This is a genomic window from Gelidibacter mesophilus DSM 14095 (assembly GCF_000423005.1).
Lineage (GTDB): Bacteria > Bacteroidota > Bacteroidia > Flavobacteriales > Flavobacteriaceae > Gelidibacter > Gelidibacter mesophilus.
The window spans coordinates 318,396-344,390 of record NZ_AUHD01000006.1; the positions used below are offsets into that span (position 1 = coordinate 318,396).

At 38.3% G+C, this 25,995-nt stretch carries 28 protein-coding genes; 24 read left to right on the forward strand and 4 right to left on the reverse strand.

Annotated elements, in window-relative coordinates:
• Nucleotides 1–13: 13 nt before the first annotated feature.
• The 4 genes from G525_RS0108530 to G525_RS0108545 all read left to right on the forward strand — a co-directional run bounded on the left by G525_RS0108530 (nt 14) and on the right by G525_RS0108545 (nt 3,672).
• Nucleotides 14–991 (forward strand): polyprenyl synthetase family protein, encoded by a 978-nt coding sequence (locus G525_RS0108530; RefSeq protein WP_027125802.1) that lies wholly within the window; start codon nt 14–16, stop codon nt 989–991.
• Between the two features lie 207 nt (nt 992–1,198).
• Nucleotides 1,199–1,774 carry an RNA polymerase sigma factor gene (locus G525_RS0108535; protein ID WP_027125803.1) on the forward strand — a complete coding sequence of 192 codons (576 nt, stop codon included), beginning with the start codon at nt 1,199–1,201 and terminating at the stop codon, nt 1,772–1,774.
• Entirely contained in the window at nt 1,749–2,507 is a 759-nt protein-coding gene (locus tag G525_RS0108540; RefSeq protein ID WP_027125804.1) for a hypothetical protein, read from the forward strand. The genes G525_RS0108535 and G525_RS0108540 overlap by 26 nt, the downstream gene beginning before the upstream one ends.
• 100 nt (nt 2,508–2,607) lie before the next feature.
• Nucleotides 2,608–3,672, forward strand: coding sequence for a hypothetical protein (locus tag G525_RS0108545; RefSeq protein ID WP_027125805.1), 1,065 nt, complete (start codon nt 2,608–2,610; stop codon nt 3,670–3,672).
• Between the two features lie 76 nt (nt 3,673–3,748).
• Here G525_RS0108545 and G525_RS20555 read toward each other — a convergent pair whose 3' ends face one another.
• Nucleotides 3,749–4,966: a DUF748 domain-containing protein gene (locus G525_RS20555; protein WP_035479308.1), complete on the reverse strand. Its 1,218-nt coding sequence runs from the start codon at nt 4,964–4,966 to the stop codon at nt 3,749–3,751.
• A gap of 306 nt (nt 4,967–5,272) precedes the next feature.
• On the opposite strand from G525_RS20555, the gene dnaG reads away from it, so the two are divergent.
• On the forward strand, nt 5,273–7,240 hold the full coding sequence (gene dnaG / locus G525_RS0108555; RefSeq protein WP_027125806.1) for a DNA primase: 1,968 nt from the start codon (nt 5,273–5,275) through the stop codon (nt 7,238–7,240).
• Here the strand turns inward: dnaG and G525_RS0108560 are convergent.
• Together G525_RS0108560 and nadE are read right to left on the reverse strand one after the other, a co-directional pair.
• Nucleotides 7,237–7,866, reverse strand: a complete 630-nt coding sequence (locus tag G525_RS0108560; protein ID WP_027125807.1) for a response regulator — start codon at nt 7,864–7,866, stop codon at nt 7,237–7,239. The genes dnaG and G525_RS0108560 overlap by 4 nt on opposite strands.
• Nucleotides 7,867–8,008: 142 nt before the next feature.
• Complete coding sequence (gene nadE / locus G525_RS0108565) at nt 8,009–8,797, reverse strand: NAD(+) synthase (protein WP_027125808.1); 789 nt, start codon at nt 8,795–8,797, stop codon at nt 8,009–8,011.
• A gap of 96 nt (nt 8,798–8,893) precedes the next feature.
• Between nadE and gldB the strand changes: the two genes are divergently transcribed.
• Genes gldB through G525_RS0108580 form a run of 3 tightly spaced genes read left to right on the forward strand, consistent with a single transcriptional unit; the run spans nt 8,894 to nt 10,854 of the window.
• Nucleotides 8,894–9,853, forward strand: a complete 960-nt coding sequence (gene gldB / locus G525_RS0108570; protein ID WP_027125809.1) for a gliding motility lipoprotein GldB — start codon at nt 8,894–8,896, stop codon at nt 9,851–9,853.
• Nucleotides 9,853–10,188 (forward strand): gliding motility protein GldC, encoded by a 336-nt coding sequence (gene gldC / locus G525_RS0108575; protein WP_027125810.1) that lies wholly within the window; start codon nt 9,853–9,855, stop codon nt 10,186–10,188. Before gldB ends, gldC begins: the two co-directional genes overlap by 1 nt.
• A 54-nt stretch (nt 10,189–10,242) precedes the next feature.
• Nucleotides 10,243–10,854: a DUF4230 domain-containing protein gene (locus G525_RS0108580; protein ID WP_027125811.1), complete on the forward strand. Its 612-nt coding sequence runs from the start codon at nt 10,243–10,245 to the stop codon at nt 10,852–10,854.
• 58 nt (nt 10,855–10,912) lie between these two features.
• Here G525_RS0108580 and G525_RS0108585 read toward each other — a convergent pair whose 3' ends face one another.
• The gene (locus tag G525_RS0108585) at nt 10,913–11,224 is read right to left on the reverse strand and encodes a rhodanese-like domain-containing protein (RefSeq protein ID WP_051209856.1); all 312 of its coding nucleotides are present in this window, start codon (nt 11,222–11,224) and stop codon (nt 10,913–10,915) included.
• 72 nt (nt 11,225–11,296) lie between these two features.
• Here G525_RS0108585 and G525_RS0108590 point away from each other — a divergent pair, with 72 nt between their 5' ends.
• The 16 genes from G525_RS0108590 to G525_RS0108665 all read left to right on the forward strand — a co-directional run bounded on the left by G525_RS0108590 (nt 11,297) and on the right by G525_RS0108665 (nt 25,987).
• On the forward strand, nt 11,297–11,872 hold the full coding sequence (locus G525_RS0108590; protein WP_035479310.1) for a TetR/AcrR family transcriptional regulator: 576 nt from the start codon (nt 11,297–11,299) through the stop codon (nt 11,870–11,872).
• 144 nt (nt 11,873–12,016) lie between these two features.
• Entirely contained in the window at nt 12,017–13,090 is a 1,074-nt protein-coding gene (gene paaE / locus G525_RS0108595) for a 1,2-phenylacetyl-CoA epoxidase subunit PaaE (protein ID WP_027125814.1), read from the forward strand.
• Between the two features lie 168 nt (nt 13,091–13,258).
• Nucleotides 13,259–14,215 (forward strand): 1,2-phenylacetyl-CoA epoxidase subunit PaaA, encoded by a 957-nt coding sequence (gene paaA, locus G525_RS0108600; RefSeq protein WP_027125815.1) that lies wholly within the window; start codon nt 13,259–13,261, stop codon nt 14,213–14,215.
• Between the two features lie 80 nt (nt 14,216–14,295).
• Complete coding sequence (paaB, locus tag G525_RS0108605; protein WP_027125816.1) at nt 14,296–14,586, forward strand: 1,2-phenylacetyl-CoA epoxidase subunit PaaB; 291 nt, start codon at nt 14,296–14,298, stop codon at nt 14,584–14,586.
• A 60-nt stretch (nt 14,587–14,646) separates the two neighbouring features.
• Nucleotides 14,647–14,997, forward strand: a complete 351-nt coding sequence (locus G525_RS0108610) for a four helix bundle protein (RefSeq protein WP_027125817.1) — start codon at nt 14,647–14,649, stop codon at nt 14,995–14,997.
• A gap of 100 nt (nt 14,998–15,097) precedes the next feature.
• Nucleotides 15,098–15,850, forward strand: coding sequence for a 1,2-phenylacetyl-CoA epoxidase subunit PaaC (paaC, locus tag G525_RS0108615; RefSeq protein ID WP_027125818.1), 753 nt, complete (start codon nt 15,098–15,100; stop codon nt 15,848–15,850).
• A 99-nt stretch (nt 15,851–15,949) separates the two neighbouring features.
• A complete protein-coding gene (paaD, locus tag G525_RS0108620; protein ID WP_027125819.1) occupies nt 15,950–16,450 on the forward strand; it encodes a 1,2-phenylacetyl-CoA epoxidase subunit PaaD in 501 nt (166 codons plus the stop codon).
• 91 nt (nt 16,451–16,541) lie between these two features.
• On the forward strand, nt 16,542–17,321 hold the full coding sequence (locus G525_RS0108625) for an enoyl-CoA hydratase-related protein (protein WP_027125820.1): 780 nt from the start codon (nt 16,542–16,544) through the stop codon (nt 17,319–17,321).
• A gap of 195 nt (nt 17,322–17,516) precedes the next feature.
• Nucleotides 17,517–17,879 (forward strand): four helix bundle protein, encoded by a 363-nt coding sequence (locus tag G525_RS0108630; protein WP_027125821.1) that lies wholly within the window; start codon nt 17,517–17,519, stop codon nt 17,877–17,879.
• 57 nt (nt 17,880–17,936) lie between these two features.
• A complete protein-coding gene (locus G525_RS0108635; RefSeq protein ID WP_027125822.1) occupies nt 17,937–19,130 on the forward strand; it encodes a 3-hydroxyacyl-CoA dehydrogenase NAD-binding domain-containing protein in 1,194 nt (397 codons plus the stop codon).
• Between the two features lie 77 nt (nt 19,131–19,207).
• Nucleotides 19,208–19,582: a four helix bundle protein gene (locus G525_RS20560; RefSeq protein WP_342662744.1), complete on the forward strand. Its 375-nt coding sequence runs from the start codon at nt 19,208–19,210 to the stop codon at nt 19,580–19,582.
• A 20-nt stretch (nt 19,583–19,602) separates the two neighbouring features.
• Nucleotides 19,603–20,016 carry a PaaI family thioesterase gene (locus G525_RS0108645; protein ID WP_035479313.1) on the forward strand — a complete coding sequence of 138 codons (414 nt, stop codon included), beginning with the start codon at nt 19,603–19,605 and terminating at the stop codon, nt 20,014–20,016.
• Between the two features lie 56 nt (nt 20,017–20,072).
• Nucleotides 20,073–20,930 (forward strand): KPN_02809 family neutral zinc metallopeptidase, encoded by an 858-nt coding sequence (ypfJ, locus tag G525_RS0108650; protein ID WP_027125824.1) that lies wholly within the window; start codon nt 20,073–20,075, stop codon nt 20,928–20,930.
• Nucleotides 20,931–21,132: 202 nt separating this feature from the next.
• Nucleotides 21,133–22,347 carry a 3-oxoadipyl-CoA thiolase gene (gene pcaF, locus G525_RS0108655; protein ID WP_027125825.1) on the forward strand — a complete coding sequence of 405 codons (1,215 nt, stop codon included), beginning with the start codon at nt 21,133–21,135 and terminating at the stop codon, nt 22,345–22,347.
• Nucleotides 22,348–22,576: 229 nt separating this feature from the next.
• Nucleotides 22,577–25,075 (forward strand): phenylacetic acid degradation bifunctional protein PaaZ, encoded by a 2,499-nt coding sequence (paaZ, locus tag G525_RS0108660; protein WP_027125826.1) that lies wholly within the window; start codon nt 22,577–22,579, stop codon nt 25,073–25,075.
• 162 nt (nt 25,076–25,237) lie between these two features.
• Nucleotides 25,238–25,987: an enoyl-CoA hydratase/isomerase family protein gene (locus G525_RS0108665; RefSeq protein WP_027125827.1), complete on the forward strand. Its 750-nt coding sequence runs from the start codon at nt 25,238–25,240 to the stop codon at nt 25,985–25,987.
• Nucleotides 25,988–25,995: the final 8 nt, after the last annotated feature.

Consider the following 25,995-nt stretch of genomic DNA (forward strand, 5'->3'; position numbering starts at 1 on the left):
GGACTACATTCATTTGAAAATTGTTGAACAAATAAAACAGCCTATTGCCTACGAAATGGAACTTTTTGAGCAAAAGTTTCTACTTTCTATGTCTTCAAAAGTGGCGCTTTTAAATAGGATTACAACGTATATTGTCAACAGAAAGGGTAAACAAATGCGCCCAATGTTTGTGTTTCTTGTTGCTAAAATGGTCAATAATGGCAATGTCAGCGAACGTACCTATAGAGGTGCTGCCGTCATCGAATTGATCCACACTGCAACCTTAGTACATGATGATGTTGTGGATGACAGCAATAGAAGACGCGGTTTTTTTTCGATCAATGCCCTTTGGAAAAATAAAATTGCGGTGCTTATTGGCGACTATCTACTATCCAAAGGCCTTCTTCTGTCAATTGATAATAATGATTTTGATTTACTTAAAATTATTTCTGTTGCCGTTAGGGAAATGAGCGAAGGCGAACTCCTTCAAATCGAAAAGGCACGACAATTAGACATTACCGAAACTATTTATTATGAAATCATCCGGCAGAAAACAGCAACACTTATTGCTGCCTGTTGTAGTCTTGGCGCTGCTTCCGTAAAACCAAACTCCCCAGATGTAGAGACCATGCGTAAATTTGGAGAACTCATTGGGATGGCGTTTCAAATTAAGGATGATTTATTTGATTATGGGAACGAAGCCATCGGGAAACCTACAGGAATCGATATCAAGGAACAGAAAATGACGTTACCACTTATCTATGCCATTAACAACTCTTCTAAAAAAGAAAAGGCATGGCTGATTAATTCGGTCAAAAAGCATAATAAGGACAAAAAGCGCGTTAAGGAAGTCATTGCATTTGTAAAAAGTAAAGGCGGATTGGATTATGCGGTTTCTAAAATGTTGGAATTTCAAGACGAGGCCCTATTGCTTTTAAATACCTATCCTGAATCTCAGTTCAAGGCATCCTTATTGCTCATGGTCAACTATGTTATTGATCGGAAGAAGTAGGACTAAACGTTTGAAACTTGAAGTTGGAAGTTCGAAGTTTTTTACTTTTTTTTAAAATATATCGATTTAAGTTATGGTGATAAATTGTTAATAATCAGTTAGTTTGGACTTGGTTTTGCGCAATTCGATAATTAACTTATAATCTTCAGGCAACCATTTGCCCAACTTTCGCGTCTTTATAAATAGAAGACCTAATGCGACCAACTTTTGAAAGTCATTCAACTACATAACAACAATATCGAGCTTATTAAGAAAGCTGCCAAAAACAACCGTGAGGCGCAGCACATGCTTTATCAGTCGCATGCGCCAAAAATGTTGAGTATTTGTAGATATTATATAAAAGATCTTCAAAAAGCGGAAGAGGTCATGTTGAACGGATTCTTTAAATGTTTTACGAATTTGAAAAGTTTTAAGAATGAAGGTAGTTTTGAAGGTTGGCTCAGGAAAATCATGGTCAGGGAAGCCATTTCGTTCATAAGACAGAAAAATAAAGTCGAGTTTTCAATGGAAGATATGGAGGTCCACCAGCAACAGACCAATAATATCCAGACGGCAATTGAATTGGATGAGATTCAGCAATATATTGATGAATTGCCCGAAGGTTACAAAATGGTTTTTATGATGTACGCCGTTGAAGGCTATAAACACCACGAAATTGCAAGCATGCTGAACATCAATGAAGGCACTTCAAAATCGCAGTTGTTTAAGGCAAGACAATTTTTACAAGATAAAATAAATAAATCGAACTCTATAAATAATGGAACAGATGAAATGGGAAGATAAATTTAAGGAGACACTCGAAAAGAGAACTATCAAGCCCTCTGATGCCTCTTGGAATGCTTTGGCAGATCGGTTGGATGCCGAGGAAAGACATAATAATAAGGCCATGTATTGGTGGATGGGAATTGCAGCAGGTTTGATAGCAATAATGTTTATGGTAAGCCTGTTTTTTAACAATAGCAGCACCGAGATTCAACAATCAGTCGTAGTGGACACTCAGAAAGAAGTTATTGAAAACCCAGTGTCGCGACAAGTTGTGCCAGAGCCGAAACAAATAGTAGAAGTGTCTGAAAACTCAAAAACTGTTGAGCATGTTGAAGAATATACTGATAAAAAAGAACACTCTAAAAAACAAAATTCTTTTACGTCCCCAATTAAGCTAAGTCAAAGCCTTGCTAAAACCAAAACAATAGAGCCATTAAAGCCTTTAGAGGTGGTTACCCAAAGCCAAACTTTGGAAGCTGAGAGAGTGTCAGAAATTATTGCTCAAATACACAGTTTAAAAGATAGAGGAGAAACGGTATCGGACGCCGATATTGATGCCTTATTAGATAAGGCCCAAAAAGAAATTGCTTACCAAAGCATCTTAATGGAAAGCACAAGAACTGTTGATGCAAATGCACTGTTACAAGACGTTGAATCAGATTTGCAGCGATCGTTTAGAACTAAGATCCTTGAAGCTTTAATGAGCAGTTATGAAACCTTGAAAACGTCTGTTGCTGAACGTCATAACTGATGAATGACTGCAAGGAAACAGTTTTTAATCATGTAAAATAAATTACCGAGACTTCGGAATTATAGAGTAGAATTTAATCAAAAATCAAAAATCGAACATCATGAACACAATTGCAAAAATTATTGTGCTGGCAACCTTATGCCTCATAATTGGGAAAACCCAAGCACAGGACACACTCCAAAAAAAGGATAATCAGTTGAGGATTGAAAGTCATTTACAGTACAAAGAAACCATTAAGGAGGAGGAGAAAACCGCTTTAAAAGCCGAAATAGAGACGATTAATCTGCGTCTTGAAAAAGGAGAAATTACCCATGCACGTGCAGAAGATTTAAAATTAGAAATGGCAAAGAAAAGAGCCCTGAATATTGAAAATCGTAACGTCATCATTGACAATCAGATTGAACTTCTATCGAGAAATCCAGATTTTTATAAAGCAAGCGATCTAAATAAAAACGACATCCTGTTTTCTGTTGGGAAAAAGAATGGCCTGTACATTAATAGAAAAAAAACACCTCCAAAATATGATATTCGTACCTCTAATAAATTGTTATTTGCCATCGGATTTAACAATGCCATAATTGATGGGCAAAGTTTAGATGATTCCCCTTATAAAATTGGTGGCTCTGGCTTTGTGGAATTAGGATGGATCTGGAGTACGAGAATACTTGAAAATTCCAATTTTGTCAGGGTAAATTATGGTTTGTCAATGCAATGGAATAAATTAAATATTAAAGACAACCTGTATTTTGTAGAAAATGACAACCAAATTACGCTTGAGGAGTTTCCGCTGCCATTGGACAAATCAAAATTTAGGACCACGAGTTTGGTCGTTCCAGTCCATTTTGAGTTTGGGCCTTCAAAAATGAAAGATTATGGCGATAGAATCAGGTATTTTACTGACAATCAATTTAAAGTGGGAATTGGAGGTTTTGCAGGGTTTAATTTAAGCACCCTCCAGAAGTTGAAATACAAGGAAAACGGAGACAATCAAAAACAAAAGAATAAAACCGATTTTAATACCACCAGTTTTGTTTATGGTGTAAGTGGCTATATAGGTGTCGGGGATTTCAGTGTCTATGTCAAATATAACCTGAATGAATTGTTTAAAAATCAAATCGTTGATCAACATAATATCTCTTTAGGGCTCCGATGGGTCTTGGATTGAGCCAATAAACCAAACTTCAATTATTTAATTCAGTCAAAAAAAAAGGACCTTGAAAATTTTCGAGGTCTTTTTGAATTTAGTCGGTAGTCTCTTTTTCTGACTGTTGTTTCGCTTTGCGCTCTTCACGACGTTCTTTGCGCGCTTCTTTCTTTTCTTGACGTTTCTCTTTTCTTTTTTCCTTTTCCGACGCTTTGTTAGCATCATCCTTGGCTTTTTCAAAGGCATCTTTAAAATCGATATCACCATCCACTTCCCCGGTAAAGGCTTTTATCCAAGCGTTACCGAAAATATTGATCACTGTGGGCCAAACACCGGTCTCGACGTTATTTAAGTCGCCTTCAAAAGGAACTTTTGTAGCTAAGGTATCGGTAGTCTGATTTTTAAGAATAAACTTGAAAAAACCGACAAACCCTTCCCATAGAACGCCTAAAAACCCATCCTCTTTGCCAATCAGCTTGGAGTCAGTGAGCATTGGTTTGATATAACCTTGCAAATAGCCATCTGCTATGGCCACTTCACTATAAAGTTCAAAGGTTCCTTTTTCAAAATCGATACCTGCATAATGACGCGTCATGTCGTTTAGAGCCGTGGCATTTGAACCCTTTAACGCAAATTCCAAATCCATATCAGGAATTTCCTTTATCAAATTAATCTTGCCATCTAAAGTCATATTTCCATCGCCAAAAGTAACCCCAGAAGCATGGATGGGAGAGGGCAAGGTGCCTTGTGCAGATTTGACATTCCGCAAGTTATCGGCATATAGTTCAATGTTGTCAATGTTCAAATCAATATTTGGATCCGCTTGCAACTGGACAAATGCAATTTTACCATCATGAACTTCAAAATGATTAATATCAATAGGCACAATTTCTGTTAAGGCCTTAGTCCAATCATCAACATCAGCAGTTTTTTCATCTGTAGGCGCCTGTTGATCTTCAAAGATATAAATCACTTCCGGGCTGGTCATGATAATCTCACTCACAATTCTTCCTTTAAAAAGCGATTTCCACTCGATTGAAATATCGCTTTTTGGGAAATTTAAAAAGGGCACTTGTGTTTTGGCATTCACTTTATTTAGATACATACCGTTAACCACATAAGCGCCGCGTATTAAAGAAATATCCACATCCTCTATTTGACCATAGTATCCCGGGATATCAGCAAGGATTTTATTGATATTATTTTTGACCAACGTGGGTAAATAAATTCTAAAGGCAACGAGCAATACGACAATGATGATAGGAATGGTATATCGTTTTTTCTTATAAATACTTCGTCTGGTTTTAGTGCCCATAGCGTCTCTTTTAATTAAAATTACGAAAAAGAGGGCGCTGTTAGAATGAGTTTGGGAAAGTTTTAGGGATTTTTTGGATTGTAATAGTTCAGGTAATACTATAAGATCCAAAATTTAATTTAAACCATTTTTTCTATATAACGAATTTGAACCATCGGGATTCAAACTTTAGCAGTTCAAAGTCAATCATCATCGCATTATTAAAAAACGAGATTTAGATTCAACTTTTTTCTATAAAACTCAAATAGAGATTCAGGTACGTTTCGATTGTTTGTGCTATTTTTACAAAAATTTACTACCAGAATTTTGATTTCAAGATCTTCCATAGAACAAGTATTTGAAACCGCTCGAGTAGAGGAGGTTATTGGCGATTTCGTTAACCTCAAAAAGGCGGGAAGCAACTTTAAAGGTTTGAGTCCGTTCAGTGATGAACGTTCTCCAAGCTTTGTGGTAAGTCCCGTTAAGCAAATTTGGAAGGATTTTTCTAGTGGCAAGGGCGGAAATGCGGTGACATTCCTCATGGAGCATGAACATTTTACATATCCTGAAGCTATAAAATACCTCGCCAGAAAATACAATATTGAAATTGAGGAAACTGAGCAGACCAACGAACAAAAAGAGGAAGCTAATGAGCGTGAAAGCCTTTATTTAGTGAATGATTTTGCCAATACTTATTTTCAAAGAATCCTTCATAAAACAGATCAAGGAAAAGCGATTGGTCTTAGTTATTTTAAGGAACGTGGTTTTACTACGGAAACCATTAAAACTTTTAATTTGGGGTATTCGCTTGATGAATGGCAAGCGTTTACTGATGAAGCTTTAAAGAAAGCATATCGGCTTGAGTTTCTTGAAAAAACCGGATTGACCATTGTTAAGGACGAGAAACGATTTGATCGTTTTAAAGGTCGGGTGATGTTTCCTATCCATAGTATGAGCGGTCGGGTTTTAGGATTTGGAGGTCGTATTTTGGGCGCTGATAAAAAAGCGGCCAAATATCTCAATTCTCCTGAAAGTGAAGTGTATCATAAGAGTAAAATTTTATACGGTCTGTTCCATGCTAAGCAATCTATTGCGAAAGAAGACAACTGTTTTCTCGTAGAAGGCTATACTGATGTGATTCAATTCCATCAAACCGGGATAAAAAACGTTGTGGCTTCTTCTGGGACGGCCTTGTCTCCAGAACAGATCAGGCTGATCAATAGATTGACCAAGAATATTACCGTGCTTTTTGATGGTGATGCTGCGGGAGTCCGAGCTGCTGTAAGGGGTGTTGATTTGATTTTGGAACAAGGAATGAATGTTAAAGTGTGTTCCTTCCCGAATGGTGCAGACCCTGATAGTTTTGCTAGAGAACATACGGCTGATGAACTTGCGGCCTATCTAAAAGATCATGCAAAAGATTTTATTCAGTTTAAAGCGTCTTTATTGGTTGAGGATGCTAAGAATGATCCGATAAAAAAGGCAGATACCATCAGGGAAATTGTGAATAGTATTTCAAAAATTCCTGATCCAATCAAACGCGAAATCTATATTAGGGAATGTTCTAATATTATGGATATTAGTGAGCAGGTCTTGTTCACTACGCTAGCTCAGATCAATAAAAAGGAAAACCAAGAAGCAGGTAAACCTCATAGATCAGAACAAACCGCCTTTGAGGTGGTGCGCTCACAACAACCCACAAACAAGGTCAACCATCAATATGAGTTGGAACGAAAGATCATTGAAATTTTATTGCTCTATGGTAATGAGACTGAAGATTTTGAAGATTTGGTAATGAAGGAGGATAGTGCTGGCGAATTAAAAATGGAGCCTATAATTCATCAGGCAAAAGTTTTTGAGAAAATCTACTTGGACCTACAGGAAGATGAAATGCAATTTTCTGATGAGCGCTTTAAAAATTTGTATTATATAATCATTGATGCCCTCCATCAGGCGAAAGATTTTCAATTGAAAGATTTTATCAATAAACTAGATCAGGATATGGCCAATGAAGTGACCACCATCTTGATGAATGATGAGCGGTATTCATTGCATGATTGGGAACGCAATCATATCATCCCTAAAGAGAAGCACGAAACCATTGCGCAATTGGTAACCCAAACTATTTTAAGCTTGAGATGCTTTTTAATTGACCAAAAGGTGGTAGAGTACCAATTGGAAACCAGAAAGCCAAATGTTAACCTTTTGGGAGTGATGGAAGATGTAAGAGATTATTTAAGATTAAAAACGCTTTTATCTAAAAAATTAGGAAAAGTTGTTGGGGGGAAAATCTAAATTTTTCCCATATGTTCTGCTTGATGGATTAAATCTACCAAATTATTCACATTTAATTTTTTAAACAGCCTTGCTTTGTAGGTGCTCACAGTTTTTTCGTTGATATCAAGCTCCAGTGCTATTTCCTTGTTTTTCTTGCCTGACGACAATAGTTTCAAAACTTCCACTTCTCTTGTGGATAAACGCTTGTATAATTTGCTTTTCTTGTTACGGGTGTCATCATAATTTAAGTGCTTTGCCATATTATCACTTAAATAAATTCCCCCGTTATGTACTTTAAGTATGGCCTCTTTGATGGTTTCTGTAGCAACATTTTTGGAAAGGTAACCTGAAGCCCCTGCTTTTATAGTGCTAATGGCATAAATTTCTTCGGGATGGTAACTAAACATAATGACTTTTACCTGTGTATGTTCTTTTTTGATGGCTCTTAATGCGGTAATGCCATTAAGTTCAGGAAGATCAATTTCGGAAATAATAACATCCACGGGGTGACGTCTTACAAATTCGAAAATTTCAATACCTGAGCCAATAGAGCCCACAACTTCAATTTCAGGATCAGCGTCAAAAAGTAGCTTTAGTCCTTTTCTTACAATGGGATGAGAGTCCACAACCAATACCTTAATCATAATATGTCATTTATTATTTAGTTAATACACGTAAGGACTTAAGTTGAAACCGTGGAGATGTGGTACGTAAAAGTATAAAAAAAATAATTGTATTCCATGAAAATTGGTAATATTCAAGGAATTAGAGCGTAAAAAAGATGGATTATATTAGATTTTTAGGAATTTCGCATATCGGAATCGGGATCATCTTATGTTGATTGATTGTATTTAGTCTTGAAAACAACTCAAAGACTTCACGCTTTCTCCCTTCAAAATCAAGCGTTGTTTTGCCGTTTTCTTTCATGTGCATGGCCCATTCCAATTCTGGATAGGATGCGCCAATTTGATCTTCATCACTTCTGTCATCACCAAATAATCCGTCACTTGGGGCGGCATTAATAATAGATTCGGTCACCCCCAAGGCTTTTGCAAGAGTGTAAACTTCTGATTTCATCAAATCCGCAATTGGGCTTAGGTCTACACCTCCATCACCATACTTGGTGTAAAATCCAACACCAAAATCCTCCACCTTATTACCGGTTCCTGCAACCAATAAACCTTTCATGCCTGCATAATAATAGAGACTGGTCATTCTTAACCGTGCACGGGTATTGGCGAGAGCCATATCCACTGTGGCTTGGGAGCCATCTAAGGTGACCTCAGATTTAAATGCTTCGAAAACAGGCGTCAAATTGACGAGCTGGTCGCTTACATTTTTAAAATTGGCTTTCAATTGTTTGATGTGTTCCTGCCCTCTTGAGACATGGCTTTCTGGCTGATGGATGGGCATTTCAATACATAAAACATTCAACCCTGTTTTGGCACATAAAATAGAGGTGACAGCGGAATCTATTCCACCTGAAATACCTATAACAAAACCATTTACTTGGGCGTTGTTGGCATAATCTTTTAGCCAGGTTACAATGTGGTCAATTACTTTTTCTGTTTGCATTTTTTGGAAGATTTAACACAAAGAATACTACCTTTGCGCCACAAAAATAAAGTAATCACTTAAGTAATAAAAATTAAAGACCTTTTAAAAATTTCTATGAAAAATGTTGGTTTTCTTATAGTTCTGTTGCTTTTTTTCAATGCTTGTAAAGAAGATGATCAATTAGAAAGTGAAATTTCTAAAATGGATGTGGAGGTTAAGATCGAACGTTTTGATTTGGCGTTTGCCCATGCGAACCCAGCGGATTTACCAAAACTGAAGGAGGCTTATCCTTTTTTGTTCTCGGAGCGTATCAATGATTCTATATGGATAGACCGAATTAATGATTCCTTGCAGAAAGAACTTTCAGATGAAGTTGAAAAAACTTTTGCGAATTTTGATGACGTTCGTGACAATATTGAATCACTTTTTCAACATTTAAAATATTACGATAAGACCTTCAAGATACCACGGGTGATTACCGTCACATCAGATGTTGACTACAGGAATAAAACCATTGTAACTGATACTATTGTGCTTATTTCTTTAGACACCTATTTAGGTGCTGACCATCATTTTTACGAAGGCATACAAAGGTTTCTGACCCAAAATATGAAACGATCGCAAATTGTGAGTGATTTGGCCGCAAACTATTCGGAAAAGTATATATATCAAGATCAGCCCAAAACACTGTTGGATGATATGATTTACTTCGGAAAACAACTTTATTTTAAGGATAAGATGATTCCATTCGTCTCAGATGCGGTAAAAATTGGCTATTCCGATGTGCAATTGGAATGGGTTAAAGAAAATGAAAGCGAAATATGGCGCTATTTTATAGAGCGTGAACTGTTGTTCAGTACTGATAATAGTTTGGCCGAACGCTTTATTGCTGATGCGCCGTTTTCAAAATTTTACTTGGAATTGGATAGTGAATCCCCAGGCAAAATAGGTCAGTATATGGGTTGGCACATTGTAAGATCGTATATGAAAAACAATGATGTCGACTTCATGGACATGATGCAAAAGAATGCCGACGAAATTTTTAATAAATCTAAATTTAAACCTCGAAAGTAATGTCAAATACTATAAAATCAACTATAGAACTGCACGTTGAATTGGATGAAAATCGCGTGCCGGAAAAATTAAGCTGGACGGCCACTGACGGCGGTATCAATAATGAAGAAGCCAAGGCTATGATGCTTTCGGTATGGGACAGTAAAGCCCAAGAATCATTGCGAATTGATCTTTGGACTAAAGATATGCCTGTTGACGAAATGAAACTGTTTTTTCACCAAACCTTGGTTGAAATGAGTCATACGTTCCAGCGTGCTACCCAAGATGAAAAGATGACCGCCACCATGAAGGATTTTTGCGATTATTTTGCCGAAAAGTTGGAGCTCAATAAATAGAATCTAAAAACCAATAAGGTTTTCAAAATCTTGTGGGTTTCAAAAAATAAAAAAATGCGAAAACTCCTATACGTTTTAATATTCGTCATGGTCGTTTTGTTCGGCTATCGCTATATTTTCAATGATAAGGATAAAACCATCCTTCAGGAAAACTCTGCACTCATTCAAGAACAAATTAGGAATGTTAGCAAATTAGTGGTTACTGAAGGGCATTTCAGTCAAGTTTTTACTTATAAAAATTCGAAAGCTATTTTTGCCAACTTGGTCAATGTGGAAAAGAAAGCTTTAGTGGTGGTCAATGCGGATGTCACTGTTTCTTATGATTTGAGCCTGATTCAGTATGAACTTGATGAGGAAAGTAAAACACTCAAAATTTTAAGCATCCCTAAAGAAGAAATAAACATCAGTCCAGATTTTGAATATTACGATGTGACAGCCGATTATTTGAATCCATTTAACGCTGAAGATTATAATAAAATTAAAGATAAAGTCAAAGTGCAATTGATGAAAAAGGTGGAAGCATCCAACTTGAAAAGTAATGCCGAAAATCGATTGATAAGCGAATTGTCCAAATTTTATATCCTGACAAGCTCCTTAGGTTGGACGCTTCAGTATGAAGGCAATTCCATCAAATCTTCTGATGATTTGCAAAACATAAAACTCTAAGTTTAAAAGGACTATTCGGCAAGTCAACAGTAATCAAAAATCCTTTCTTCTGGGGGATTTATATAGGCATTTTAGTCTTTAAGCTTAACCAGCTACCGCCATTTGTAGCTATAATATTGTTAAGCGCCAAATATTCTGCGGCTTTGGCCGATCGGGCTCCACTAGCACAACAGGTAATCACAGGTTTATCTAATTTTTGAAGTTCAGCCATATGATTTTTTAAATCATCCAACGGAATATGTTTTGCATTTTCAATGTGATCTTTATCCCATTCTCTTTGAGTCCTAACATCTAAAATAATCGCACCTTTTTCTAGTAACTCACTAATCTGTCTTTTTTTGATGCCGAATATAAAATCAAAAATCCCCATAATTTTCTTTTGTTTAAATTTACGAAAAATTGGACAGATCCTGAGCCATTAACCTTAAATTTTAAACTGTAAATGGTGAACATCGAAGGCACACGTAGAGATGAAATTATAAAAACAGCGGCAAAACTTTTTAAAGAAAAGGGATACAGCGCGGTGACCATGCGAGATCTGGCAACGGCCATGGGAATGAAAGCTGCTAGTCTTTATAACCATATAAATTCAAAGCAGGAGATTTTAAAAGCTATCATTATCTCCTTGGCTGAAGAATTCACGCATGGCATGGATATCATCAAAAATTCAGATCAGACCGCCATAGAAAAATTAAAACTGATTGTGGCACTTCACGTTGAAATTACCACCAAGAACCCATACGGAATGGCCTCTCTTAATAATGATTGGATGCATTTGGAAGAACAACTTGGATACTATTTGGAATTGCGGGAAGGCTATGAGCAAGACTTCCTAAAGATTATCAGAAATGGAGTTTTTTCCAATGAAATAGCGGACACCAACCCTGAAGTCATCATGTTCTCCATACTGTCTACGTTGCGTTCCTTGTACTTATGGATCCCTAAAAAGGAAGTTGTTAATTCCAAAGCATTAGCCCAAAACTTAAGCCAGGTCCTCATCAACGGAATTAATAAATAGTTTACAATAATTTTTGTAAATTTGCCGTTAGACTAACAAGTGTTAGTTTGATTTCAGCAAGTTTTCCGGTCCTCGAGCCAGATACTTGTAGTGATACTGAATTTAATAAAACAAAACCTCCTTTCCTTGGAAAGGAATAGGATTATGGCAGAATTCCACAACCTCAAAGTTGCAGATATTTACAAGGAAACAAAAGACTGTGTAGTCGTTGCTTTTGACATTCCTGATGAGCTCAAAGAAACGTTCAGATACCGCCAAGGACAGCATTTAACTTTGCGAAAAGAGATCAATGGCGAAGACATTCGACGGAATTATTCGTTATGTTCAAGTCCGTTGGATGGCGAATGGAAAGTCGCGGTTAAGACCATACGGGACGGTGTGTTTTCAAATTATGCCTTTAGCGAACTTAAAAAGGGTGACACTCTTGAAGTCATGATTCCACATGGCGAATTTACGGTTGATGTGGATGTTGAGGCAAGTAATAATTACATCGCATTTGCTGCAGGAAGTGGGATTACGCCATTATTATCCATAATCAAAACACACTTGCAGCAAGAACCCAACAGTACCTTTAAGCTGTTTTACTTGAACAGGACCGTAAAATCCATTATCTTTAAAGAGGAAATAGAACAGCTTAAAAATCAATTTTTTGGAAGGTTTCAGGTCTTTTATTTTTTAACGAAGGAGCAGCGCGACATTCCATTTTTGAACGGACGTTTTGATAAGGAAAAATTAGCCGTGTTAACCAAGACCTTTATTGATATTCCGGATACGCAACATGCGTTCATCTGTGGTCCGCAAGACATGATTTTCTTGATTCGCGATGAATTACAAGCTGCTGGGATGCCTAAGGATAATATCCATTTCGAATTGTTTTTTACGGGCAGTTCAGAAGAAGAAAATAAACATATTGCCGAAGTCCTTGAGCAACGAATTGACGGCACAAGTGTGACCATTATCGATGGCGGAAAAGAATTCCATTTCATTATGAATGATGATTTTGATACGATTCTTGATGGTGCTTTAGCTGCGGGAGCCGATTTGCCTTTTGCCTGTAAAGGTGGCGTTTGTAGTACCTGCAAATGTCAAGTCATTGAAGGTTCGGTGAAAATGAAAAAGAATTACGCACTCGCTGACAAGGAAGTGGCACAAAATTATGTGTTGAGTTGTCAAGCCGTTCCTACAAGCGATAAGGTTGTGGTCGATTTTGACGTTTAGATAGCATCAACCTGCAAGGTTTTAAAAACCTGGCAGGTTTCAAGTTTGTTTAAAGATTACCCTTGTAGAACAGGATAAAGAGATCATAAAGCGTGACAAGACCTCACAGGTTTTAAAAACCTGCGAGGTCTGAGCAAAGTAAATAACCATTCACTAATAATTATTAAAATGAGTGAAGAGCAAATTAGGAATTTAGAAAAACAATTCGAAGAACATATCGCAAGAGACGAAAAAATCGAACCGAAAGATTGGATGCCAGAAAAGTACCGTCAGACGCATATTCGTCAAATGTCGCAACATGCGCATTCTGAAATTGTAGGGATGCTTCCAGAAGGCAATTGGATCACCCGGGCCCCTTCTTTAAGACGGAAGGTAGCTTTGTTGGCTAAAGTCCAAGATGAAGCGGGACATGGATTATATCTCTATTCTGCAACAGAAACCTTGGGCATTACACGAGAAGAAATGTATGAGCAATTACATACGGGAAAAGCGAAATACTCGAGTATTTTCAACTATCCTACCGTTACTTGGGCCGATATGGGCGCTATTGGGTGGTTAGTTGATGGTGCGGCGATTATTAATCAAGTACCCTTATGCAGCACCTCTTTTGGCCCTTACGCTCGTGCAATGGTGCGTGTATGTAAAGAAGAAAGTTTCCATCAGCGTCAAGGTTATGAAATCATGATTAAGTTGGCAAACGGTACATTTGAACAAAAGGAAATGGCACAAGATGCTTTAAACCGATGGTGGTGGCCGAGTTTAATGATGTTAGGCCCTACAGATGCAGAATCTGTCCATACTGAACAATCCATGAAATGGAAACTGAAACGTAAATCAAATGACGAATTACGTCAGCAGTTTATAGATCAAACCGTGCCACAAGCAGATTTGATCGGATTGACCATTCCCGACCCCGATTTGAAATGGAACGAAGAACGTGGTAGTTATGACTTTGGTGACATCGATTGGAATGAATTTTGGCAGGTGGTCAAAGGTCATGGTCCAATGAACAAAGAGCGTATGAAAGCCAGAGTTGGTGCATGGGAACGCGGCGAATGGGTGCGAGATGCAGCCATGGCACACGCAGAGAAGAAAGCGGAAAGAAAAGAAAAAGAAGCAGTATAACAACCTGCAAGGTTTTCAAAACCTTGTAAGTTTGAATTATAACTTTTCAGGTTTGAAACATAATATTAAGTTACAAAACTATGACAACAACAAAGAATTGGCCTCTATGGGAAGTCTTCGTAAGAAGCAAAAACGGATTGGAACATCGTCATTTTGGTAGTCTCCACGCAGCAGATGCAGACATGGCACTTGAAAATGCCCGCGATGTTTACACCCGAAGAAATGAAGGCGTCAGCATTTGGGTTGTAGAATCCAAAAACATTACCGCCTCCAATCCAGAACACAATGGCGAAATGTTTGAGCCAGCAAAAGATAAAGTATATCGCCATCCAACGTTTTACGAATTGCCTGATGAGGTGAAATATATGTAATACGAACTTGAAATTGAACGTGAAGTTGCCCGCCTGCCGGACGGGCATGAAATTGAAAAAATGAATGAGAACAAATATGATTTATGCGAACGTTTAGAAGATTTTGCAGCTTCAATCATTTTATTATATGATAAAAAGCCGTTGTCTTATGCTGGTGATTATTTGGCTAAACAACTCATTCGTTCCTCATGTTCATCAGCTTTAAACTATGGAGAAGTTTTGGGAGCAGGAACAGATGCAGACAAAATTAATAAGTTAAGAATTTGCTTAAAGGAATTGAGAGAAAGTCAACGAAACCTCAATATTCAATCTAAAGCTAAATTGTTTTCAAATGAAGATTTATTTGGATTAAAGGATGAAAATGATCAACTGATAAGAATAATAGTTACAAGAATTAAAAACATTAATTAAAAAAGGAGTTGAAATTTAAATCGGATTTCAATTCGAAAAGGATAAATTATGTATTGGAGCCCTTCAATTTCAACTTCAATTTCAACTTCAATTTTTTAAAATGAAAGATAATCTCTATCAATATATTCTCGGCATCGCCGACAACTCCCTAATCCTCGGGCAACGCATGGGCGAACTTTGCGGCCACGGACCAAGTTTGGAAACCGACATTGCCTGTACCAATATTTCTTTGGATTTATTCGGGCAGGTGCGCAGCTATTACCAATATGCGGCCAAAATCGCAGGTGATGGGCGTACAGAAGACGACATTGCCATGCTTCGTAAAGAACGGGACTATGTCAACGTGCTTTTAGTAGAACAGCCCAACACCGATTTTGCTTATACTATGGCTCGTCACTTTTTATTTGATGTGTATCACTTACTGTTTTTAACAGAGTTGAAGAAAAGTAAGGATATGACCTTGGCGGCAATCGCTATAAAATGTATTAAAGAGGTCAGTTACCATCGACGTTTCTCATCGGATTGGATCCGACGTTTAGGCGACGGCACCGAAGAAAGTCACAACCGGATGCAAGCGGCAATTAACGATTTATGGACCTATACCGATGAATTGTTCCACCAAACTGAAGCCGATAAAGCGATGGTTTCAGAAGGTATTGGCGTAGATGTTACCAAATTAAAAGCCGCTTATTACGAAAAAGTAAATACGATTTTAGAAGAAGCAACCTTAACCATTCCTGAATCCAAATATTTCCAAAAAGGAGGCAAATTGGGGATTCATACGGAACATATGGGTTTTTTGCTATCAGAATTGCAATACATGCAGCGTACTTATCCCAATATGGAATGGTAGAAAAATCATGAATAAGGAAGTTTGAATATCGAATCATGAAGTTAAATCTGAACAAAACTTCAAATTTCATTATTCAGCGTTCGATATTCGATATTAACTATGATCACAACAGAACAAAATATCGACCCAAAATTAATCCCGATCCTGGAAGCAGTTTCCGATCCGGAAATCCCAGTCCTATCTATTATGGACATGGGTGTTGTGCGTTCTGCTGTTTTTGAAAATAGCATTGTAAAAGTTCAAATCACACCAACCTATAGTGGCTGTCCTGCCATGGATGTTATTGGTGATGATATAAGAAAAGCATTAAAAGATGCGGGATATAAGTCGGAAGTAGAGTTGATTTTATCCCCAGCTTGGACCACCGATTGGATTACCCCAAGAGGCAGAAAGGCATTAGAAGATTATGGAATCACAGCACCCTTAGGTGTCGAAGCCGACAAAGATGTATTGCTTCACGGCAAACGCCTTGTAAAGTGTCCACAATGTGGTTCAACAAATACAAAAATGGTGAGCCAGTTTGGTTCAACAGCATGTAAAGCACAGTTTCAGTGCGACGATTGCTTGGAACCCTTTGATTATTTTAAATGTTTAAAGTAGCAAGGATCAACGATTGCAGATCGAAGAATGTTGATTTTTGAAGTACTTCTAAAATCAACAATCGTTAATCTTCAATCAAAAATTATATAAAATGAATTCAATATTATTAGAGATAAAAAATAGTGTGGCGTATATCACGCTCAACCGCCCAGAAGTCTTCAATAGTTTTAATCGTGAAATGGCGCTACGGTTGCAAGACACACTTGATGCTTGTGAAAAAAGCGACGAGGTTCGAGCCATCGTTTTGACCGGTAACGGAAAAGCATTTTGTGCGGGTCAAGATTTAAAAGAGGTGACCTCGCCAGAATTAAATCCAGGGTTTAAGAAGATCTTGGAAGAACATTACAATCCGATAATCACAAGAATCCGCTCGATCAAAAAACCAATTATTGGTGCGATCAACGGGGTAGCTGCTGGAGCGGGAGCAAATATTGCTTTGGCTTGCGATATAGTTGTAGCTCATGAAAAGGTCAGTTTTATTCAAGCATTTAGTCTCATTGGTTTGGTGCCTGATAGTGCAGGAACTTTCTTCTTGCCAAGACTTATCGGATTTCAAAAAGCATTGGCATTGGCTATGCTGGGCGATAAAGTGTCTGCAGAAGAAGCTGAAAAAATGGGAATGCTCTATAAAGTTCTGCCTTTAGAGACTTTTGAAGAAGATGTCAATCAACTTGCTTTAAAACTTGCCAATATGCCCACAAAAGCTTTAGGCATGATCAAGGAATTATTCAATCAATCCATGACTAACGATTTGGAAGCCCAGTTGGCATTGGAATCTAAATTTCAAATCGAAGCAGCACAAACTGAAGATTATGCTGAAGGCGTTGCGGCATTTGTTGAAAAAAGGAAACCGAATTTCATCGGTAGATAAATTTATATTGTAGATTGTTGAATGTCGATTTAGGATTTTTGAAGTTATATTTTTTGCACAATTTGAGAGTTTGCGTAAAAAAATTACAGGGATGCTCAATCAACATGAAAATCCGGAAAGCGGCATATAACATATTATGAAGACAAACTTCAAGAATCAACAATTTTAAATCATTTATAGTTTAATTATAATAATATGAAACCAAATCAATTAGAGGAGCGACTTATTCAGTTTGCAATTGATGTGATTTTGATTTGCAAGAAGATAGATAATTCATTTGCTTCAGAACATCTGGCTAAACAACTTATAAGATCGGCAACTTCTGCCGCATTAAATTATGGGGAGGCTCAAGGTGGAGAATCAATTAGGGATTTTCTGCATAATATGAAAATCTGTTTAAAGGAATTACGTGAATGCTTAATAAATATGAAGATTCAGAAAGGAGCCAATTTAATTACAGACATAAATGCTTTGGACAAGCTATTAAAGGAAAATAATGAATTGATTTCGATTTTTGTGGTTAGCATAAAAACGGCATCATTAAAATTGAAATCATAGGTTATGTCTGGAGCCAAACTTCAAAAATCATCAATTTCCAATCAACAATCTTCAATAATGAGAGTAGGAATTATCGGCTCAGGAACCATGGGAAGCGGCATCGCACAGGTTGCTGCAACATCGGGCTGCAAAGTAAAATTGTACGATACCAATCAATCCGCATTGGACAAGGCAAAAGCCGCTTTGGAAAAAATATTATCACGATTGATTGAAAAAGATCGTATTGATGCTGACGAAAAATCCCGAATCCAAAACAACATTTCCTACGTCGATGATTTAAAAGACCTATCAGACTCCGATTTGACCATTGAAGCCATTGTTGAAAATCTGGACATCAAGAAGAAAGTGTTTTCAGAATTGGAAACCTATGTTTCAAAAGACTGTATTATAGCCTCCAATACGTCAAGTTTGTCGATTGCTTCCATTGCAGCCTCCTTAAAAAAACCAGAACGTTGCATTGGGATCCATTTTTTCAATCCAGCCCCATTGATGCAATTGGTAGAAGTGATTCCGGCCATTCAAACTTCAAAAGAAGTTTTAGAGAAATCGACAAAAATTATATCCGATTGGAAAAAAACAGTAGCCGTTGCAAAAGACACTCCCGGATTTATAGTCAATCGGGTTGCAAGACCTTTTTATGGCGAAGCTTTAAGAATATACGAAGAAGGTATTGCTGACCTGCCTGCCGGACAGGCAGGTTTCGCAACCATCGATGAGAGTTTGAAAACTTTAGGAGGTTTCAAAATGGGGCCTTTCGAATTAATGGATTTCATTGGAAATGACGTTAATTATACAGTGACTGAAACTGTTTTTACGGCGTTTTATTTCGATCCGAGATACAAACCAGCCTTTACCCAAAAACGTTTTGCAGAAGCTGGCTATTTAGGAAGAAAATCAGGAAAGGGTTATTATGATTATGATGACAATGGTAGGATACTAATTTCAACTGAGTTAAAGAAACCACTCGACGAAAAATTAGCCCAACAAATTTTCGACCGCGTATTGGTTATGCTTATTAATGAAGCTGCAGATGCACTATTCATGAACATTGCTTCTGCAGAAGATATTGATCATGCGATGACCAAAGGGGTTAACTACCCAAAAGGCCTATTGGCGTGGGCAGACGAAAAAGGAATCGATTGGTGCGTTTCAAAAATGGACGAATTATATAATGAATATCATGAGGATAGGTATCGGTGTAGCCCGTTGTTGAGGAAGATGAAAACTAACGGATTGAGGTTTGAGGTATGAGGAAACGGAGGGACTAACATTTTTTTATTAGAGTTATTGAGGGATTAGGTATTAGGCATTTGGTATTAGTATGAAAAGTGCATTTCATTTTAAGTTTGAAGATTTACAAGTTTATCAGAAAGCGATGGACTTTGGGGGAAGTCGTTGATGTGATAGTCAAAAAGTTTCCAGCATACGAATTGTACCCCTTATCATCACAGTTCAGAAGAGCAGCGGATTCGATTGCTTTAAATATTGCAGAAGGCTATCCTGGTTCTGATGCACAATTTGTTAAGCATATAAATTATGCCATTTATAGCGCAAATGAGTGTGTTAGTTGCAGTACAAAAGCCAAACGAAGATTATATATTAATTTTGATGAAGATGAAGAAAATAGAAAGTTGATTTCAGAATTGACAAAAATGATGTCTTCTTTAAGAAAGAAGATTTTAGAAAGAAACGCAAATAACTAATCCCTAATTCCAAATACCTAATGCCAATAAACGGAAACCTCATTCCTTACAAAATGCTCTCACTCGATGCCTACAGCACCTACCTCGGCATTGAAATTTTAGAATGCGAAATAGGAAGATGTAAGGTCGGAATGACCATCAGAAAAGAAATGCTAAATAGCATGGGAAAGGCCCACGGCGGTATCAGTTACGCCTTAGCAGACACTGCTTTCGGATTTGCGGCTAATACGCATGGTAAGTACGCAGTTTCTATAGAGACAAGTATCAATCATATTGAAGCCTTAAATGAAGGCGATTATATAGTGGCTGAATCCGTAATTGAGAAGATGAAAAACAAATTAGGATTTAATATCATCGAGGTTAAGCGCGGCAATGAATTGGTAGCACTTTTCAAAGGTGTGGTATATAGAACCAATAAAAAATGGGAAGAATAGCTGGTATTGTTTTATATTTAATACAAAATAAATAATACCAATAAACAATAGCAAATATGAAATGGAAAGGTAGAAGAAAAAGTGGTAATTTGGAAGACCGTCGTGGCATGTCCAATAAAGGAAAGTTTGCCGCAGGTGGCGGTATTATAGCCGTGGTTGTAGTGCTACTGCAAATGTTTGGAGGTGATACCGGACAAGTATTGGCACCAATTCTTGAAGGTGTAACACAGTCAAGTTCACAGCCGACTGAAGAACGCGAATTGACCGAACAAGAAATAGAATTAGGTGAATTCATGGACGCTGTATTAGTGGATACAGAAGATATTTGGAGTCAAATTTTTAAGGACAATAATCTCGGAAATTATAAAGAAGCTGGAATGGTTTTGTTTACTGATGCTGTAAGAACTGGTTGTGGAAATGCAAGCTCGGCTTCGGGACCATTTTATTGTCCAACTGATCAGAAACTGTATATGGATCTAAGTTTTTTTGATGAATTACGAACCCGATTTGGAGCAAAAGGTGGTGATTTTGCTATGGCATACGTAACCGCTCACGAAATTGGTCATCACGTTCAAACCTTGCTCGGAACTTCTCAAAAAGTAAGGCAGATGCAGCAGCAATCCAGTGCGGCACAAGCCAATCAGCTTTCGGTAGCACAAGAACTTCAAGCCGATTTTTACGCAGGGGTGTGGGCGCATCACAATAAAGAATATTTGGAAGAAGGTGATATTGAAGAAGCCTTAAGTGCTGCAAACGCGGTTGGTGATGATGCCATTCAAAAACGAACGCAAGGTAGTGTCCAACCAGATAGTTTTACCCATGGTACTTCCGAGCAACGCATGCACTGGTTCATGAAAGGCTATAAAACTGGCGATATCAGACAAGGCGATACGTTTTCGGAATTATTGAATTAAACTCTTCCTGCGAAGGCAGGAATCTCATTGTTGTAAGAAAAGTTGAGCATCGTAAATGCAGTTGGTGATGATTGAATAAATAAATTATAACTGACCAATCTGCTAGGTTTCTAAAACCTTGTTGGTTTGGAAATTAAAATAAAAACAAAAGATTCCCGCCCCTGCCTGCCGGCAGGCAGGTTCGCGGGAATAAGGAAAGCTTATGAAAGAAGCATATATCATAGACGGCATCAGAACGCCAATAGGAAGTTATCAAGGCACTTTATCTGCAGTAAGAACTGACGATTTAGCAGCTTTGGTTATAGCAGAAATTGTCAAACGGAATTCAAACATTCCAAAAGAAGCGTATGACGATGTCATTTTGGGCTGTGCAAACCAAGCAGGAGAAGACAACCGAAATGTGGCGCGTATGGCCTCATTATTGGCTGGTTTACCATTTTCAGTTCCAGGTGAAACGGTCAACCGTTTATGCAGTTCTGGTTTATCTGCAATTATTCATGCCAATCGCGCCATAAAAGCTGGTGATGGTGATATTTTTATTGCTGGAGGTGTGGAGCATATGACCCGAGGGCCGTATGTGGTTGCCAAACCATCCAGTGCGTTTGGAACTGATGCTAAAATGTACGATTCCAGTTTTGGTTGGCGCTTTGTCAATCCGAAAATGGAAAAATTATATGGCACCGATGGCATGGGGCAAACCGCAGAAAATCTCGTAGGGAAATATAAGATATCTCGGGAAGATCAAGATAAGTTTGCTTTTTGGAGCCAAATGAAAGCAGCTAAAGCCCAAGAAAACGGACGTTTAGCTAAAGAAATCATGACCGTTGAAATTCCTCAGCGAAAGAAGGATCCCATTCTGTTTTCAAAAGATGAATTTGTAAAACCGAATACATCTTTAGAAGTTTTAGGGAAATTGCGCGGCGCATTTAAAGCTGAAGGAGGAAGCGTCACCGCCGGGAATTCATCAGGACTGAACGATGGAGCCGCCGCAACGATCATCGCTTCTGAAGCAGCCGTAAAAAAATACAATTTAAAACCCTTGGCGAGAATTGTAAGTTCAGCAGTGGTTGGTGTCGAACCAAGAATCATGGGCATCGGTCCAGTGGAAGCCTCTAACAAGGCATTACTAAAATCAGGTTTGACGATGGACGATATGGACATCATCGAACTCAACGAAGCGTTTGCAGCGCAAGCTTTGGCGTGCACCAGAGCATGGGGATTGGCAGATGACGACCCGCGATTAAACCCTAACGGAGGGGCGATTGCTATTGGTCATCCGCTCGGTGTAACGGGAACTCGTGTTGCGTATTCAGCTGCTTTGGAGTTGAAAGAAAAAGGAAAAAGATATGCACTTATAACGATGTGTATTGGCGTTGGTCAAGGGTATGCAGCAATAATTGAAAATGTGAATTTGTAGTATTTGGGCGTTCCCCGAAAAGGGTCGCGCTTTCACTACTCGCTTCCCACCGAAAGAGTGGGAGAGTTCAAACAGATCGTTCAAATGCTGAGCATTCACGATTTCTTAATTATCAAATAAGTATGGTTGAGTAATCGCTAACGCAGTCAAGCAAAATAGAACAAGGTTGTTGAATTAATATTGGAGTAAAGAATTTAATAATACGATTTCCACTTTTGTGGGCATTACTATGAAAAAAATACAAAATTACGTCACAGGACAATGGATAGAAGGTAAAGGAGAAGGTACTCCTATGTACGACGCTATCACAGGCGAGGTTGTAGCGCTTTCTGATACACAAGGCTTGGATTTTGCCGAAATTCTTCACTACGGAAGAACCAAAGGCGGCGAAGTACTTCGTAAAATGACCTTTCAAGAGCGTGGGAATATGTTAAAAACTCTTGCGTTATATCTTACCAAAAGAAAGGAAGCGTTTTACGAGCTAAGTTATAGAACCGGTGCAACCAGAATGGATAGTTGGATTGATATTGAAGGCGGATTTGGTAATCTCTTTGCCAACGCGTCCCTAAGAAAATTATTCCCTAACCAGTCCTATCACGTAGAAGGAGAGCCTATCGATTTGTCCCGAGGCGGACGGTTTGTGGCACATCATATCATGGTGCCAAAACGCGGGGTGGCAGTTCATATCAATGCCTTTAACTTCCCCGTATGGGGCATGTTGGAGAAATGCGCATCCAATTGGATGGCAGGTGTTCCCGCAGTTGTAAAACCTGCAACAAATGGCTCGTTTTTAACGGAAGCTGTGGTGCGTGAAATTATAGCCTCACGGATTTTACCAGAAGGAGCATTACAATTAATTACAGGATCAGCGAGAACAATTTTGGATACGGTCGAATCTCAAGATGTGGTCACTTTTACTGGTTCTGCAACCACCGGCCGACTCCTAAAATCGCATAAACGTATCATAGAAGAATCCGTCTCATTTAATATGGAAGCAGATTCCTTGAACGCTTCTGTTTTAGGAGAAGATGCTGTTCCTGGAACACCCGAGTTCGACCTTTTTATCAAAGAAGTCAGAAATGAAATGACGGTCAAATGCGGACAGAAATGTACGGCAATCCGAAGAATTATAGTACCGCAAGATTTGGTCGAAGATGTACAGATTTCCTTAGGAAAGACCTTGGATAAAGTCACTATTGGAGATCCGAGACTTAAAGAAGTCAGAATGGGTGCCTTGGTAAGTAAAGATCAAGTGACAGAAGTTAGAAATCGCGTTCAGGAATTGGCTAAAACTGCCAGTATTGTTTATGGCGATTTAGATAAAATAGAAGCCATAGGTGCCGATGCCAAGAAAGGGGCTTTTTTAAGTCCGATTTTACTACGTGAAGACCATCCATTTAAAAACCTATCGGTTCATGAGACCGAAGCTTTTGGTCCAGTAAGTACCATTATGCCTTATAAGAATATAGATGAGGCCGTTACTTTGGCCCAAATGGGAAAAGGTTCATTGGTGTCATCCATTGCCACTTTTGATGATAAGATCGCAAAAGAATATGTGATTAACGCGGCAAGCCATCACGGACGGATTTTAGTCATCAATCGTGAAATGGCAAAGGAAAGTACAGGTCATGGGTCACCATTACCAAACTTAGTTCATGGAGGCCCAGGACGTGCCGGTGGTGGTGAAGAAATGGGAGGTCTAAGAGGAATCAAGCATTACTTACAGCGTACCGCCATTCAGGGATCTCCAACTACATTGACGGAAATTACTGGAATATATCAAGCCAAAGCCAAATATAAAGAAGCCGACCAACATCCATTCCAATACCATTGGGAAGATATTCAGCCCGGTATGTCGTTAAAAACGCACAAACGGACCCTTACAGATACGGATATCATCAATTTTTCCAATCTCACTTGGGACCATTTTTATGCCCATACTGATATCACTTCCTTGGATGGTAGCATTTTTGAAAAACGAACTGCCCATGGCTATTTTATCATTGCTGCTGCCGCTGGATTGTTTGTTTATCCAAATAAAGGACCAGTTGCTGCAAATTACGGATTGGAAGACTGTCGATTTTTACGTCCATTATATCATAATGATACCATTTATGTGCGATTGACTTGTAAGCAAAAGGTGGATAGAGATGTGGCTTCCGCAGAGCATCCAAGTGGGATTGTCAAATGGTTTGTTGAGGTATTTGATGCGGAAGATGAATTGGTAGCTGTCGCTACAATTTTAACCATGGTTCAAAAGAAACAAGAGGTTTTTGTTGAAATGACTGATGATAAAATTCAAGAACTTCTTTCAAAGTTAACTCCAGACATGAAGCCAAAATGGGGCATCATGACTGCTCAGCATATGTTGGAGCATTTAGAATATACCTATAAAATTGCCTCTGGTGAGATTCAGGATTTTGAAGTGGCAACACCGGAAAAGATTTTAGAAAAAGTCCACGCCAGCCTTTATACTTATGATAAGTTTCCAAGAAACACGAATTTTCCATTACTCGAAAAAGACAAACTCGAAGATTTAAAATACCCAGATTTAGAGACAGCGAAACAAAAGTTTCAAGAGCAAAGAGAAAAGTATCTGGAGTTTTTCAAAGAAAATCCAGAAGCAAAACTGAAAAACTTAGTTTTTGGTGAATTGAATAAATATGAATCTTATTTGTTAGAAAGAAAACATTTGAATCATCACTTTGAACAGTTTGGATTAATTTAAAAAATGAATGACTCAACCTGCAAGGTTTTCAAAACCTTGTAGGTTTGAAAATAGCTTATTTATAAACTCTTTAGGTAAAACCTGAAAGGTCTCAATCATAAAACATCATTCAAGAGTCAAAACAGTCTTGATTCTTGATTCTAAAAATCTTGATTCTAATATATGGAGCCATACGTAACACTAAAAAACAAAAACGGAGTAGGATATATCGAATTTTTCCATCCTGCCCAAAACTCCTTACCCGGAAATCTATTGTCAGAATTGGCACGAACTATTCATTCTGCTGGTGAAGACGAACATATCAAGGTCATGGTCCTGCAGAGCGGGGGCGATAGAACGTTCTGTGCAGGTGCAAGTTTCAACGAACTTGTTGCTATCAACGATGAGGAAACTGGAAAGATATTCTTTTCGGGTTTCGCGAACGTCATTAATGCCATGCGAAAATGTCCAAAATTCATCATCGGTCGTATTCAAGGAAAAACCGTTGGTGGAGGTGTCGGACTGGCATCAGCCACCGACTATTGTATGGCAACTAAATATGCCCAAATCAAATTAAGCGAACTGAATGTTGGCATCGGACCGTTTGTGGTTGGGCCTGCAGTACAACGCAAATTGGGATTGAGCGGCATGTCGCAGATAGCCATTGACGCCAACACATTTTATACCGCAGAATGGGCCATGCAAAAAGGATTATATACCCAGGTATTCGATTCCGCTGAAGAATTGGACGATGCTGTAAAAACATTCGCCGAAACCATGTGCAGTTACAATCCAAAAGCCATGGCCGAAATGAAAACAATGTTTTGGCGCGGTACCGAAGATTGGGACCAACTGTTGCTACAACGTGCAAAAATTAGTGGACGCTTGGTGCTTTCAGACTTTACTAAGGAGAAACTCAAAGAATATGAATGATTAACGAA

Excerpts from the sequence above, each read along its gene's own strand:
- G525_RS0108540 (WP_027125804.1), top strand. The coding sequence starts at position 1,749 with ATGGAACAGATGAAATGGGAAGATAAATTTAAGGAGACACTCGAAAAG.
- G525_RS0108545 (WP_027125805.1), top strand. The coding sequence starts at position 2,608 with ATGAACACAATTGCAAAAATTATTGTGCTGGCAACCTTATGCCTCATA.
- G525_RS20555 (WP_035479308.1), bottom strand. The coding sequence starts at position 4,966 with ATGGGCACTAAAACCAGACGAAGTATTTATAAGAAAAAACGATATACC.
- G525_RS0108560 (WP_027125807.1), bottom strand. The coding sequence starts at position 7,866 with ATGATTAAGGTATTGGTTGTGGACTCTCATCCCATTGTAAGAAAAGGA.
- nadE (WP_027125808.1), bottom strand. The coding sequence starts at position 8,797 with ATGCAAACAGAAAAAGTAATTGACCACATTGTAACCTGGCTAAAAGAT.
- gldB (WP_027125809.1), top strand. The coding sequence starts at position 8,894 with ATGAAAAATGTTGGTTTTCTTATAGTTCTGTTGCTTTTTTTCAATGCT.
- gldC (WP_027125810.1), top strand. The coding sequence starts at position 9,853 with ATGTCAAATACTATAAAATCAACTATAGAACTGCACGTTGAATTGGAT.
- G525_RS0108580 (WP_027125811.1), top strand. The coding sequence starts at position 10,243 with ATGCGAAAACTCCTATACGTTTTAATATTCGTCATGGTCGTTTTGTTC.
- G525_RS0108585 (WP_051209856.1), bottom strand. The coding sequence starts at position 11,224 with ATGGGGATTTTTGATTTTATATTCGGCATCAAAAAAAGACAGATTAGT.
- G525_RS0108590 (WP_035479310.1), top strand. The coding sequence starts at position 11,297 with ATGGTGAACATCGAAGGCACACGTAGAGATGAAATTATAAAAACAGCG.
- paaE (WP_027125814.1), top strand. The coding sequence starts at position 12,017 with ATGGCAGAATTCCACAACCTCAAAGTTGCAGATATTTACAAGGAAACA.
- paaA (WP_027125815.1), top strand. The coding sequence starts at position 13,259 with ATGAGTGAAGAGCAAATTAGGAATTTAGAAAAACAATTCGAAGAACAT.
- paaB (WP_027125816.1), top strand. The coding sequence starts at position 14,296 with ATGACAACAACAAAGAATTGGCCTCTATGGGAAGTCTTCGTAAGAAGC.
- G525_RS0108610 (WP_027125817.1), top strand. The coding sequence starts at position 14,647 with ATGAATGAGAACAAATATGATTTATGCGAACGTTTAGAAGATTTTGCA.
- paaC (WP_027125818.1), top strand. The coding sequence starts at position 15,098 with ATGAAAGATAATCTCTATCAATATATTCTCGGCATCGCCGACAACTCC.
- paaD (WP_027125819.1), top strand. The coding sequence starts at position 15,950 with ATGATCACAACAGAACAAAATATCGACCCAAAATTAATCCCGATCCTG.
- G525_RS0108625 (WP_027125820.1), top strand. The coding sequence starts at position 16,542 with ATGAATTCAATATTATTAGAGATAAAAAATAGTGTGGCGTATATCACG.
- G525_RS0108630 (WP_027125821.1), top strand. The coding sequence starts at position 17,517 with ATGAAACCAAATCAATTAGAGGAGCGACTTATTCAGTTTGCAATTGAT.
- G525_RS0108635 (WP_027125822.1), top strand. The coding sequence starts at position 17,937 with ATGAGAGTAGGAATTATCGGCTCAGGAACCATGGGAAGCGGCATCGCA.
- G525_RS0108645 (WP_035479313.1), top strand. The coding sequence starts at position 19,603 with ATGCCAATAAACGGAAACCTCATTCCTTACAAAATGCTCTCACTCGAT.
- ypfJ (WP_027125824.1), top strand. The coding sequence starts at position 20,073 with ATGAAATGGAAAGGTAGAAGAAAAAGTGGTAATTTGGAAGACCGTCGT.
- pcaF (WP_027125825.1), top strand. The coding sequence starts at position 21,133 with ATGAAAGAAGCATATATCATAGACGGCATCAGAACGCCAATAGGAAGT.
- paaZ (WP_027125826.1), top strand. The coding sequence starts at position 22,577 with ATGAAAAAAATACAAAATTACGTCACAGGACAATGGATAGAAGGTAAA.
- G525_RS0108665 (WP_027125827.1), top strand. The coding sequence starts at position 25,238 with ATGGAGCCATACGTAACACTAAAAAACAAAAACGGAGTAGGATATATC.